The sequence below is a fragment of the Bordetella genomosp. 4 genome, assembly GCF_002261185.1.
Lineage (GTDB): Bacteria > Pseudomonadota > Gammaproteobacteria > Burkholderiales > Burkholderiaceae_B > Bordetella_A.
In genome coordinates this window covers 301039-313976 of record NZ_NEVQ01000022.1, presented here as the reverse complement: position 1 = coordinate 313976, position 12938 = coordinate 301039, and the positions used below count along the sequence as shown (strand labels likewise).

Below are 12938 nucleotides of genomic sequence, written 5' to 3'. Positions count from 1 at the left end.
TCGGGGTCCGATATTTGCCGCAGCAGGTTCAGGATCGCTGGGCAATAGATTCTGTACCTGGTATCTCGATCCCTGAATGGCCTTCTTTCCGAATGACGTCCTTCAGCGTATCAATAAAGGACTGCGATAGTTGCGAGACAGGCTCATCGCGCAGTCGAACCAGGTGAGCCCTGAGGGTTGGGCTCTCTGCAATGGGACGCGTGACAAATCTGCTGGCCGACCAGCTGCGGGCCGAGAACTGGTCAACGAGGGCGATGCCTGCGCCGGCTTGGACAAGCGCACACGCATTTTGCGGCGACCCTACCTCGACGACGGGGCGCAGCGGCAGCTCGCTTTCCTCGAACATGCCCTGCACCATGCGCCCGAACGGCGACGATTTTTCGTACGAGATGAATGGATAAGCCAACAGGTCCTTGATCTCCAGGACGGCCCTGCGCGACAGCGGATGGTTGTATGGGCAGATGCACACCAACTGGGCGCGCGCGATTTCTTCTTGTTCCAGGCTGGGGTGTTTGATGGGCAGAATCGTGACGGCGAGGTCGGCCTGCCGTTTCAGCAGCCGTTCGGTCAAGGGGTTGTGATTCAGATAATGGAACGTGAGCTTTACATGCGGGTGCGTGTGCCGATAGCTCGCAATGGCGACCGGTATGAGCATCTGGCCAAGGCTCGGGCTGGCGACAATGTTGAGAATCCCTTCCTGGTGCTCAAACAGTTCGCGCGCCATATCGTTTACGCGTTGCACGCCTTCGTACACGACCTCGACTTCATGGAACAGTTTCTTGGCTTCCAGCGTAGCCTGCAAGCGTCCGCGGATCCGATTGAATAGCGGAAAACCGATGCGTTGTTCGGTATGCGAAAGCAGCCGGCTGACGGCAGGCTGCGAGACGAACAGCATTTCGGAAGCGCCCCGGATGGACCCGGTAATCATCACGGCTCGAAACACTTCGATCTGTCGGATATTGAGCTTCATAGAATGGCGTATCGGGGCCGGTCCAGGTTTTTCGGCGGCAATTCAGGGTTAACACTTATGCCAATGGCAGGTGCCCAAAATTGTACAAAGGGCGAATTTGGCGCTGTTAATTAAGGGTTTTCCCTAGAAAAATATCCGCGCCAGCTGAAATTCCTTAACCTCATGTTAAGCAATGGGGCTAAAGAAGCAATAGGCATAAGGGTAACGGAGGTCCAATAATTCTCTCAATTGGAACTTCCTGAGCCATACGCTGATGCAGCCTTCAGACACGCCTCCCGTCGAATTCGACCTCACTATCCGCAACGGGCGGATAAGCAATGCGGACCGCACTTTTTTCGCTGATATCGGCGTGCGCAACGGTGTCATCGTTGAGGTCGCGCGGGGGCTGCCCGCCGGCAAGCAGGATGTGGATGCGGGTGGAATGTGGGTACTGCCGGGCGGCATCGACAGCCATACGCATATCGAGCAATTGTCCGGCATGGGTGTGATGTGCGCGGACGATTTTTACTCCGGTACGGTTTCGGCCGCTTTTGGCGGCACCACCACGATTCTGTCCTTTGCCGCGCAGCATCGAAACGACCGTATCCCCGATGTGCTGGAGGACTACTCGCGCCGGGCCAGAGAAAAAGCCGTGATCGACTACGGATTCCATTTGATCCTGGCCAATCCCGACGAACAGGCACTGATGCACGATCTGCCTGCTGTGATCGATGCCGGCATTACCTCGTTCAAGGTCTACATGACCTATGACAAGCTCAAGCTCGATGATTACCAACTGCTGGATGTGCTGGCGGTGGCAGGTGAGCGCGGGGCGATGGTCATGTTGCATGCCGAGAATCACGACATGATCCGTTGGGTCGCGCGCCGCTTGCTCGAACGCGGCCATACGGCGCCAAAGTTTCATGCGGTATCGCACGACCCGCTGGCGGAGTCAGAGGCGACGCATCGCGCCATCGCCTTGTCGCGATTGATCAATGTGCCGGTGCTCATCGTGCACGTGGCAGGCGCCGAGACCGTGGACATCATTCGCAAGGCGCAGCATTTGGGGGCTCAGGTGTATGCCGAGAGCTGCCCGCAGTACTTGTTTCTCGAGGCGAAGGACTCCGATTTGCCGGGATTCGAGGGCGCGAAGTTCTGCTGCAGCCCGCCTCCTGGAGACAAAGCGTCGCAAGAAGCCGTGTGGCAAGGTTTCAAGGATGGGACATTGAATGTCTATTCCTCTGACCATGCGCCTTATCGTTTTGACGAATCGGGGAAGCTGCCCAAAGGAGACGCAACCACGTTCAAAGAAATGGCCAATGGCGTGCCGGGGATCGAGCTGCGCCTGCCCTTGCTGTTTTCCGAAGGGGTGATGAAAGGCCGTTTGACGCTCGAAGAGTTCGTGGCCTTGACGTCGACGAATCATGCGCACATGTACGGTCTGGCTCCCAGAAAAGGAGCGATTGCTGTGGGCGCGGATGCCGACCTGGTGCTTTGGGATCCGAATCGCAAGACGGTGGTGTCTGCCGAGATGCTGCACGACCGTGTCGGCTACACGCCCTATGAAGGCCGGGAAATCCAAGGTTGGCCGGTCGAGGTCTACAGCCGCGGGCGCTGTGTCATCAAAGACAATCAGCTCCAAGTCGAGCGCGGCAGCGGCCAATTTATCGCGAGGTCTCGTCCCGACCCCGTGCTGAACCGCCGCGCGCCTGCCGAAGGCCGCGGAATATTCAGTCAATTTATAGGGCTGAAATCCGCAACCGCAACTGAGTAGTTTCACACAAGCCGGTATTCCGGTGAATTCCTGACAGAACAAGGGGATGTTCATGCAAGGTCTGAAACTGATTTTTGGTAGTTGCTTGATCGGAAGTTCGTTGTTGGTCGGGTTGGCAAATCAGAGCGCTGCGCAATCCGCACCCATACGGACGGCTGTGGATGCGACGTTTGCGCCGCATGCGATGGCCAGTCTGGGCGGAGGGCTGCAGGGATTTAACGTAGATCTCGGCAAAGAGATCGCAAAACGTCTGGGCCGCGAGATCACCATCGAGCCCGCGGAGTTTTCCGGGCTGGTGCCGGGACTGAACAGCCGCCGATACGATTTCCTGATTGCACCGGTCACCGTGACACCGGAGCGCGCCAAGGCCTTGCTGTTCACAGAGGGATATCTGGACACGGATTACACGTTTCTGGGCCGCAAGAATGAACCGCCCCTCGAGTCACTGGAGCAACTGAAGGGCAAGGTGATCGCCGTGAACAAGGGCTCCAATTACGAGGCCTGGGCGCACGACAACGCTGCGAAATATGGTTTTCGCTATGACGTTTATGGCGGCAATGCCGATGCGGTGCAAGCGGTGCAGGCATCGCGCGCGGATTTCAACCTGGCGGGCACCACTGTGGTTGCCTGGGTGGCGAAGCAGAACCCGCGCCTGGTGACCAGCTACACCATCAAGACAGGTCTGGTATGGGCACTGGCGTTTCGCAAGGATGACCAGGACGGACGCCTCCAGGTATCGAATGTCCTGAAGTGCATGAAGCAGGATGGAACGGTGTCAAAACTGGCCGAGAAGTGGTTCGGGTTCAAGCCTGCGGCAGAAGATGCCGCCGTTCACGTCGCGCCGGGAACGGGCGTGCCCGATATGGAAGGCTATGACCCCGCACCGGTACAGCCCAAGTGCGCCTGAGCAGCAGACGAGAACTGAGGAGGTATGTCATGAGTACCAATGCCATTCTTGAAATCTCCGGTCTGCGCAAACAGTATGGTCAGACCGAGGTGTTGCGCGGCATAGACCTGCAGGTGAATAAAGGGCAACTCGTGTGTGTGATCGGCCCTTCGGGGTCTGGGAAAAGCACGATGTTGCGATGCTGCAATCTGCTGGAAGTCCCCAGCTCTGGCCGCATCGTAGCCAATGGCCATAACGTGCTGGACCCGAAGACGGATATCAACCGGATGCGTCAGGATGTGGGGATGGTGTTTCAACAGTTCAACCTGTATCCCCATCTGAATGCGCTGGATAACGTCAAGCTGGCGCTGTGCAAAGTGCAAAAACACAGCGCGGAAGAAGCACGCAGGATTGCCATGTCGGCATTGGAGCGCGTTGGTTTGGGACACAAGGCAGATGCCATGCCGGCACAGCTGTCGGGCGGTCAGCAACAGCGTGTCGGCATCGCACGAGCCATTGCGCTCGCGCCCCAGATCATTTTGTTTGACGAGCCGACCAGTGCGTTGGACCCGGAGCTGGTCGAAGACGTGCTGGGGGTCATGCGAGAGCTGCGCGCAAGTGGAATGACGATGCTGGTGGTCACGCACGAAATGGCATTTGCGCATGCTGTAGCGGACAAAGTCGTCTTTATGGACGGCGGGGTGGTTGTAGAGCAAGGCAGCGCGGCCGACATCTTCGAGCATCCGAAAGAAACACGGACCCGCAGCTTTCTGGCTCGCTACGCGAATAGGCTCGTTCACTGATGGGGACGTCCAGCGGATTTTTCTTTACGTTCTTCAACGTCGATATCGCCGTCCAGTATCTGCCGGCGCTCGCTGTCGGTGCGGCGGTGACGTTGGGTACCGGGCTGGCAGTGGTGCTCACGGGCACTATTCTGGGCGTGGCCCTGGCCATACTCAGAGCGTTGGAATGCCGGGTCCTGACCTTGGCGATTGTGGCGTTTGCCGATGTGTTGAGGTCGTTGCCGCCTTTGGTGATTCTGATCGTGATGTACTTCGGCCTGCCCGAGGTCGGCTTGCCCTTGTCGGCGTTGTTCGTGACATGGTTTGCGCTCTCTCTGGTGCTGGCTGCTTATGCCGAAGAGAGCGTGTGGGCGGGAATCTCGTCATTGCCTGACGGCCAGATGGAGGCGGCGCGATCGACGGGCTTGTCATGGTGGTCCGCGATGCGATGGGTCGTGCTGCCGCAGGCGCTGCGGCGTGCCGTGCCTACGTTGACCAATCGCATTATTTCCATCACGAAGAACACGGCATTGGGATCGGTGGTGTCGCTGAACGAGTTGCTCAATGCGGCGCAGGGCGCGAGCAGTTTGTCCGGTAATCCTACGCCTTTGATGATGGCGGCCTTGTCGTACGTAGTGATCTTTCTGCCGCTGGTGATTCTATCCAGATGGCTGGAAAGAAATTGGGTTCGATGCTGAGCGCTGGGTGACACGATGGAAAACCTGATCCAGAACTTCTTTAATCTGCCTGTCTATGCGGATGTTTTTCCGTATTTGATGAAGGGCCTCTGGACCACCGTCTGGTTGTCGGCCATCGTGATTCCGCTAGGCGCGATATCAGGGCTGGTGCTGGCGGTGATCGTCACGCAATCCAGCCGCCGGTGGCTGCGATGGGCAGTGATCGCCTATATCGATTTCTTTCGAGCGTTTCCTCCGTTGGTGTTGCTCATACTGGTCTACTTTGGCTGGCCGTTCCTCGGGGTGGAATTGGACAAGCTGACTGCTGTCGTCATTGCGTTTGTGTTGAACAACGCCAGCTATTACGCAGAGGTGTTTCGAGCCGGTCTCGAGGCTGTGCCGAAAGGGCAGATGGAAGCGGCTCGTTCGACCGGCCTGGCTCGCTGGCAGGCGCTTTGCTATGTCCTGATCCCGCAGGCCGCTCGCAACGTGCTGCCTGACCTGGTGGGCAACAGTATCGAGGTGTTGAAGTTGACGACCATCGCCAGCGTCGTGGCGCTGCCGGAGCTGCTGCGTTCTGCCAGAGATGCTCAGGCATTGCTCTATAACCCGTCGCCCATTGTGCTCGCGGCGCTGATGTATCTGGTGTTGTTGTGGCCGCTGACTCGCTGGCTGGGCAGGCTGGAGCATAGGCGGTCGCGCTAGACGATAAAGACACTATTCACGAATTCCAGGACGCTTTGATACGTCCTCGTGGGGAAACTACGCCCTGAATGGGCTGATCAAGACTTTTTGGAGTGATTCTATCTATGGCTACCCAATCGCATCGCCTCACAGAACAGGCCAGTGGCGTGTACATCATTGCGGCGACGCCGTTTGATGACCAAGGCGAGGTTGACCTGTACAGTATCGACAGCCTGACCGATTTTTATCTCGAGAAAGGCGTGACCGGCTTTACCATCCTGGGCATGATGGGCGAGGCGCCCAAGCTCAGCGAAGCGGAAACGACGCTGGTGATGGAACGTATCCTCAAACGCGTTGACGCCCGGGTGCCGGTCGTGGTGGGCGTGAGCCATTCGTCGAATCGGCACATCGAACGGCTATCCAAAGAGGCAATGGATCTGGGCGCGGCGGGAGTCATGGTGGCCCCGGTGCCCAATCTGAAGACTGACGAGCAGGTCTACGGCTACTACGCCAGTATTGCGAAGTTGCTGGGGCGGGACATACCGATCTGCTTGCAGGATTTCCCGCAGGCAACGGGCGTTCACACATCGGTATCGGTCATCAACCGTCTGATCGACGAGTTCGAGCAAGTGGTCATGCTCAAGCACGAGGACTTTCCCGGCATGCGCAAGCTGAGCCAGGTCAGGCATGACAGTGAGGCGGGCGGGCGGCGGCGCATCAGTATTCTGGTGGGCAATGGCGGACTGTTCCTGCCCCAGGAGATGCTGCGCGGCGCCGACGGCGCGATGACGGGATTCGCGTTTCCCGAGATGCTGGTTCAGGTATGCCAGCTGTTCAGCGAGGGGAAATCCGAGGCCGCAGAAGATCTGTTCAATATTTATCTGCCCTTGCTGCGCCATGAATTCCAGTACGGCATCGGCTTGGCCCTGCGCAAGGAAACCTTGCGCCGCCGCGGCGCGATCCGTTCGGCATTCGTGCGCAAGCCCGGCCCCGTGCTGGATGTTCGGGATCACGAAGAACTGAGTCGTCTGATCGCACGCCAGGAAAAGGCGTTGGCCTGATAAGCGAAAGCGACGGCGAAAGGACAAACCATGAAGAAAAAGCTTTATGTGATCAATCCTAACAGCAACACAGGCGTGACTGCGGGGATTGACGCTGCGCTGGATATTCTGCGCCAAGACGATGCGCCGATAATTGAGTGTGTGACATTAAAAGACGGGCCGCCGGGAATTCAGACGCAGCGCGACGTGGATCTGGCGGCAGTGCTGGTGTGGGAGTTCGCCGAGCAGCATCGAGAGGATGCTGCGGGATTTGTGACGGCCTGCTTCAGCGATCCCGGGCTGCATTCGCTGCGAGAGATACCAGGTGTTTTGTCACTGGGTATCAGCGAAGGCTCGGCGCTGACGGCGATGACTCTAGGCCAGAAATTTGGCGTCATCGCCATCCTGGATGTATCCATTCCTCGGCATATGCGGGCCTGGGCCGCGATGGGAATCAATGATCGTGTGGCAGGCGAAGTCGCGATCGGGCGGACGGTGGCGGAGTTGTCCGACAGCGAAGCGACCTTGAAATCCATGATCGAGGCCGGCAAGTCGCTGCGAGACAAGCATCGCGCCGACGTCCTGGTCATGGGATGCGCCGGGATGGCGCGCTATCGCGAGTCGTTGCAACAAGCCGTCGGGCTGCCCGTCGTCGAGCCTAGCCAGGCAACCGTCGCCATGGCGCTGGGACGACTGCGTCTGGGATGGTGAGCGCATGAGCCGATCCATCCCCCACCTCAAGTCCCAGTTCTTGCAGAGGTTATCCGAAATCGTCGGAGAGCCGGGACTCGTCAGCGACGCGCAGCAAAAGGACGATCACGACACTGATTGGCTGAAGAAATGGCACGGCCGCAGCTGCGCGGTGGTGCGACCCGCGAGTACTCAGGAGGTTGCACAGGTGATGCGCCTCTGTCATGAAACACGCATTCCGGTGGTGACTCAGGGAGGCAATACGGGAATGAGTGGCGGGGCCACGCCCGATGAGAGCGGTGCGCAATTGATTCTCAGCACGTCCCGGCTGCGGGGCATCAGAGAAGTCGACCCGCTGAATAACACCATCACCGCTGAAGCAGGGGTGTTGCTCGCGCATGTTCAAGAGGCAGCCCAGGAGGTGAATCGCTATTTTCCGCTGAGCCTGGGCTCGGAAGGCAGCTGCACCATAGGAGGCAATCTCGCCACCAATGCCGGGGGTGTTGCGGTACTGCGTTATGGCAATACCCGGGATCTGGCGCTGGGGCTGGAAGTCGTACTGCCCGATGGCCGCATCTGGAATGGTTTGCGTGCGTTACGCAAAGACAATACCGGCTACGCGTTGCGGGATCTGTTCATCGGATCGGAAGGGACGCTCGGCGTCGTGACTGCCGCCGTACTCAAACTGTTTCCGCGGCCTGTGGCGCGTGTAGCGGCGTGGGTCGGTTGCGACAGCATGGAAAACCTGCTGGCCTTGCTGGCACTGAGCCGGGATACCTGCGGAGACCGCCTTGTCGCATTCGAGATGCTGACGCAGGCGTCGGTGGATCTCATCATGCAGCACATCACGGATGCAAGACGGCCGTTGGCAAATGCGCATAAGTTCCATGCCTTGGTCGAGCTGGCCGATACGCATGAGAATGGCCTGGCAGAGATGTTGGAAGGAACACTCGAGCAGGCCATGGCCGCGGGATACGTCGAAGACGCCGCCGTCGGGCTCAATATTGCGCAACGGCAGGCGTTCTGGAAAATCCGTGAAGGAATCTCGCAAGCGCAAGTCCGGGCTGGCAAGGCTATCAAGCACGACATTGCTCTGCCTATATCGAAGTTGCCTCGATTCGTCGCTGATGCGGACGCCGCCGTGAAAAAGGTCAAACCCGACGCTTGCATCATTAATTTTGGCCATATGGGTGATGGCAATCTGCATTTCAATGTGCTGATGCCGCTGGATACGCCCCCGACTGAAATGTCGCAAACTGTGAAGCTGCTCAATCGCGTTGTGCATGACCTTGTCCACCAGGTCAACGGGAGCATCAGCGCCGAACACGGCGTCGGGCAACTGCGGCGCGATGAACTGCGTAACTACAAATCCGCCGTCGAGCTGGATCTGATGATGCAGCTGAAGCAGTCTCTCGATCCGAACCAGATCATGAACCCCGGAAAGTTGCTTTGACCGCATAGGCGAAAGCGCGCGGGTATGAAATTTTTTCGCAGTGCCGCACGATTGTTTTCAATGTCGTGCATTTTTTAGATGAGATAAGTATGAGTAATAGCAGACACTTGGGAATCGCCGTTGCCCAGATGGGGCCGGTGCATTTGAACGATAGCCGTGCCGCCGTAGTGAAGAGGCTCGTCGAGATGTTGAACGAGGCCGCCTCCAGAGGGGCGAAGCTCGTCGTGTTCCCAGAGCTGGCGCTGACCACGTTCTTTCCGCGTTACTGGATGACCGAAGAAGAGGCCGTCGAAAGATTTTTTGAACGGTCCATGCCGAACAAGGACGTGCAGCCCTTGTTCGATGCTGCGAAGGCTCGGGGCGTCGGGTTCTATCTGGGATATGCAGAGCTGACACCCAGCGGCGAACGCTTTAATACCAGCATCCTGGTCGACGCGAATGCCAATATCATCGGAAAGTATCGCAAGATCCATTTGCCGGGGCATTCCGATCACAAGGTGGATGCGCCGTTTCAGCACCTCGAGAAGAAATTCTTCGAGGTGGGTGACGTGGGCATTCCGGTGTTTGAGGCATTCGATACGCGTGTTGGCATGTGCCTGTGCAACGATCGTCGTTGGCCCGAGACTTGGCGCGTGATGTCGTTGCAGAGCGCCGAGGTCGGAGTATTGGGCTACAACACTCCGTCTGTCAATATTCATTGGAATGAGCCTGTGCATCTGCGCATGTCGACTCATCTGGTGTCGCTGCAGGCCAGTGCGTATCAGAACGCAATGTGGATCGCCGCTGCCGCCAAGTGCGGATCGGAAGACGGGCATCACATGATTGGCGGCTCTGTCATTGTCGCGCCGACCGGTGAGATTGTGGCTCGCGCCATATCCGAAGACGACGAGGTCATTGTGACATCGGCAGATCTGTCCTGGGTCGAGAATTTCCGAAATCACGTCTTCAATTTCGCCAAGCATCGCCGGCCGGAACATTACAAGATCATCGTAGAGCGCACCGGAGCAGGCGAGCCTTTGCCGATTCCGAAAATCTGATCTGCTCGCCTTTGGGCTGGCGGACTAGTGTGTGCCGCCAGCCAGCAAAAAAAAGGAAATAAATGAGTCAATACAATACCTCGGGTACCGAGGCCTTGAGTGCTGCCCAGACGCCTCATGATGCCGATACCCAAAACGATACTGGGCGCAGCAGTCCGATGCGGGCATTGATCGCCGCGGTCTCCGGCTATGCCATGGATGGCTTTGATCTCCTGATCCTCGGGTTCATGTTGAATGTCATTGGACTCGAGCTCGGGCTGACCGAAGCGCAAAGCGGGTCCTTGGTGACTGCGACGCTGATCGGCGGGATTTTCGGTGGAATCGGTTTCGGTATCCTCAGCGATTACTACGGGCGGGTCAGGGTGTTGACGTACACCATCCTGATGTTTGCGATATTCACGGGGCTTTGCGCGTTGGCCGTCGGCTACTGGGACTTGATGGCGTATCGATTCCTGGCGGGCCTCGGCTTGGGCGGCGAATTCGGAATCGGTATGGCACTGGCCATCGAGGCCTGGCCTGCGGAAAAACGTGGCCGCGTGTCTTCGTATGTGGGAATGGGGTGGCAATTGGGCGTGTTGGGCGCGGCGGTATTGACGCCCTTGCTCTTGCCTCACATCGGGTGGCGCGGCATGTTCGTCGTAGGGCTCTTTCCGGCAGTGGGGTCGTTCATCATTCGCAAGGTCATTGGCGAATCCGAAATATTCCTGCGTTCTGCCAAGAAGAAAAAGCGCGAGTTTCCGATCAAGACATTGTTCCGTGATGCTGAGACGACCAAGCGCAGCATCGGTGTGATCATTCTATGTTCCGTGCAGAACTTCGGGTACTACGGACTCATTGTCTGGATGCCGGCCTATTTGTCAAAAATGTTTGGCTATAGTCTGGCAAAATCGGCGGTGTGGACAGGCGCATCGATCATCGGGATGCTGGTGGGTATCTGGATTTTCGGCCAATTGGCGGATCGGATAGGGCGGCGTCCTACATTCATCGGCTATCAGATTGGCGCGCTTGTCATGGTGTTCGTTTATTCGACCCTGACATCTCCGGAGGCGTTGTTGATCGGTGGAGTGGTGATGGGCGTATTCGTCAACGGTATGATGGGAGGGTATGGCGCGCTATTGGCCGAGCTTTATCCGACTCATGCGCGTGGAACTGCCCAGAACGTGCTTTGGAGCATCGGGCGAGGAGTAGGGGGCTTCAGTCCACTAGTGATCGGCGCGTTGGCTTCTTATTATTCCTTCGGCGTTGCCATCGCAGCATTGGCCGTGATTTATCTGATTGATATCTTTGCGACGATCTGGTTGATTCCCGAGCTAAAGGGGGCCGAACTGGAATAAGCCGTACGAGCATCGCTGTGGCGCCACAGCGATGTTCAACGCGTCAATTCATTCCACCGTTGGCGCGCAGGGTCTGTCCATTCACCCACGAGCCCTGCGGGCTCGCAAGAAACGACACGACGTTGGCAATGTCCTCCGGTGTTCCGAGCCGCTCCAGCGGATTCAGTTTGGCCAGCCGGTCGATCAGTTCGGGGGATTTGCCCTCCAGAAACAAATCGGTCGCGGTAGGGCCGGGGGCGACGGCATTGACCGTGATCGACTTGCCCCGCAGTTCTTTGGATAGCACGCCGGTCAGGGCCTCGACCGCGGCCTTGGTGGCGGCGTACACACCATAGCCCTCCTGTCTCAGGCCGATGACGCTGGTCGAGAAATTGATGATTCGTCCGCCGTCACGCACGCGCCGTGCGGCCTGGCGCATGGCGTTGAAGCTGCCTTTCAGATTGATATTGACCAGACGATCGAACTCAGCATCGTCGAATTGCGCGATGGCCGATAGATGCATCACGCCCGCATTGTTGACCAGTACGTCGATGCCGCCGTAACGGGACTCGATGGCGTCGAACAACTGCTCGACCGCGGTGTTGTCGCTGACGTCGGCTTGCAGGGCATGGGCCTCTCCGCCTGATGCACGGATACGGGCTACGACTTGTGCTGCTTCGTCCTGGCGGCCAGCATAATTGACGACCACCGCGTAGCCGTCGGCTGCCAGGCGCTCCGAGATGGCGGCGCCGATGCCGCGGGACCCGCCGGTGACCAGGGCGACGCGCAATGGGGAAGTTGTGTTCATATTGAAATGTCCTCGGTTGTATGCCGTAACGGCTTAAAGACACTTTATTCGTTATTCTGCGTTGGATAATCGGGCAAAATTTGTAATGACTATTCAACCAATTGAATAATTGGCGGCTTGAGGTAATTCCACTACGCACGCTGCTGATGTTTGTTTATCAAATCAGCCCCTGACGTGTGCTGTAAAACGTTGCCGTGCAATGCGGCCAGCGATTGGTGCTTTTCAATCAACATCATGATCCCTTTGCCGGGCCTACCGGCAGATTCCCTGTCCCCCTACGATGGGGCTGTCCGTTGCCTGTGTCGCCGCAACGACCGCTTTCAAGCCGCCAGGCGGCGGCGCCAATCCATCGAGGGAATCATCATGACTCAGCGTATCAACGCGTTTGCGCAATCCCCAGAGTTGTTCAAGAAATTCGTCGAGTTCGGCATGCTCGTGAAGTCGGGCTCTATCGAGCACGAGATTCTCAATCTGGTTGATATCCGTGCGTCGCAGCTCAATGGCTGCGGGTTTTGCCTGGATATGCACGTCAAGCAGGCCAAGATCCAGGGTGAACGCGAGCTGCGTTTGCACCACGTCGCCATTTGGCGTGAATCTACCTTGTTTTCGCCGCGTGAGCGCGCCGCGCTGGCTTGGACGGAGGTGCTGACGCATCTGCCCGCACAGGGCGTGCCTGCCGATATCTATGAGCGCGTGCGTACGCAATATTCGGAAAAAGAACTGACCGAATTGAGTTTCGCCATCATGGCAATCAATGGCTGGAACCGTCTGAACGTTGGATTCCAGACTGTTCCGGGGTCGGCCGACAAGGCCTACGGCTTGGATAAAGCCAATCTGAGCTAAGG

At 57.8% G+C, this 12938-nt stretch carries 13 protein-coding genes; 11 read left to right on the top strand and 2 right to left on the bottom strand.

Features of this window, described 5'->3' with window-relative positions; genetic code table 11:
* Positions 1-28: 28 nt before the first annotated feature.
* Entirely contained in the window at positions 29-970 is a 942-nt protein-coding gene (locus CAL20_RS22685) for a LysR family transcriptional regulator (RefSeq protein WP_094823351.1), read from the bottom strand.
* A gap of 253 nt (positions 971-1223) precedes the next feature.
* Here CAL20_RS22685 and hydA point away from each other — a divergent pair, with 253 nt between their 5' ends.
* From hydA to CAL20_RS22635, 10 genes are all read left to right on the top strand, one after another.
* On the top strand, positions 1224-2723 hold the full coding sequence (hydA, locus tag CAL20_RS22680) for a dihydropyrimidinase (protein ID WP_094839073.1): 1500 nt from the start codon (positions 1224-1226) through the stop codon (positions 2721-2723).
* 52 nt (positions 2724-2775) lie between these two features.
* On the top strand, positions 2776-3630 hold the full coding sequence (locus CAL20_RS22675) for a transporter substrate-binding domain-containing protein (protein ID WP_094823349.1): 855 nt from the start codon (positions 2776-2778) through the stop codon (positions 3628-3630).
* Between the two features lie 29 nt (positions 3631-3659).
* Positions 3660-4412, top strand: coding sequence for an amino acid ABC transporter ATP-binding protein (locus tag CAL20_RS22670; protein WP_094823348.1), 753 nt, complete (start codon positions 3660-3662; stop codon positions 4410-4412).
* Positions 4412-5089, top strand: coding sequence for an amino acid ABC transporter permease (locus tag CAL20_RS22665; RefSeq protein WP_094823347.1), 678 nt, complete (start codon positions 4412-4414; stop codon positions 5087-5089). Before CAL20_RS22670 ends, CAL20_RS22665 begins: the two co-directional genes overlap by 1 nt.
* 15 nt (positions 5090-5104) lie before the next feature.
* Complete coding sequence (locus CAL20_RS22660; protein WP_094823346.1) at positions 5105-5773, top strand: amino acid ABC transporter permease; 669 nt, start codon at positions 5105-5107, stop codon at positions 5771-5773.
* A gap of 104 nt (positions 5774-5877) precedes the next feature.
* The gene (locus CAL20_RS22655; RefSeq protein ID WP_094839072.1) at positions 5878-6813 is read left to right on the top strand and encodes a dihydrodipicolinate synthase family protein; all 936 of its coding nucleotides are present in this window, start codon (positions 5878-5880) and stop codon (positions 6811-6813) included.
* Between the two features lie 30 nt (positions 6814-6843).
* The gene (locus CAL20_RS22650; RefSeq protein WP_094839071.1) at positions 6844-7503 is read left to right on the top strand and encodes an aspartate/glutamate racemase family protein; all 660 of its coding nucleotides are present in this window, start codon (positions 6844-6846) and stop codon (positions 7501-7503) included.
* A gap of 4 nt (positions 7504-7507) precedes the next feature.
* On the top strand, positions 7508-8935 hold the full coding sequence (locus CAL20_RS22645) for an FAD-binding oxidoreductase (RefSeq protein WP_094839070.1): 1428 nt from the start codon (positions 7508-7510) through the stop codon (positions 8933-8935).
* An 89-nt stretch (positions 8936-9024) separates the two neighbouring features.
* The gene (locus CAL20_RS22640) at positions 9025-9972 is read left to right on the top strand and encodes an N-carbamoyl-D-amino-acid hydrolase (protein WP_094823342.1); all 948 of its coding nucleotides are present in this window, start codon (positions 9025-9027) and stop codon (positions 9970-9972) included.
* A gap of 62 nt (positions 9973-10034) precedes the next feature.
* Entirely contained in the window at positions 10035-11306 is a 1272-nt protein-coding gene (locus CAL20_RS22635; protein ID WP_094823341.1) for an MFS transporter, read from the top strand.
* A 43-nt stretch (positions 11307-11349) separates the two neighbouring features.
* Here CAL20_RS22635 and CAL20_RS22630 read toward each other — a convergent pair whose 3' ends face one another.
* Entirely contained in the window at positions 11350-12093 is a 744-nt protein-coding gene (locus CAL20_RS22630; RefSeq protein WP_094839069.1) for an SDR family oxidoreductase, read from the bottom strand.
* Positions 12094-12456: 363 nt separating this feature from the next.
* Between CAL20_RS22630 and CAL20_RS22625 the strand changes: the two genes are divergently transcribed.
* The gene (locus CAL20_RS22625) at positions 12457-12936 is read left to right on the top strand and encodes a carboxymuconolactone decarboxylase family protein (RefSeq protein WP_094823731.1); all 480 of its coding nucleotides are present in this window, start codon (positions 12457-12459) and stop codon (positions 12934-12936) included.
* Positions 12937-12938: the final 2 nt, after the last annotated feature.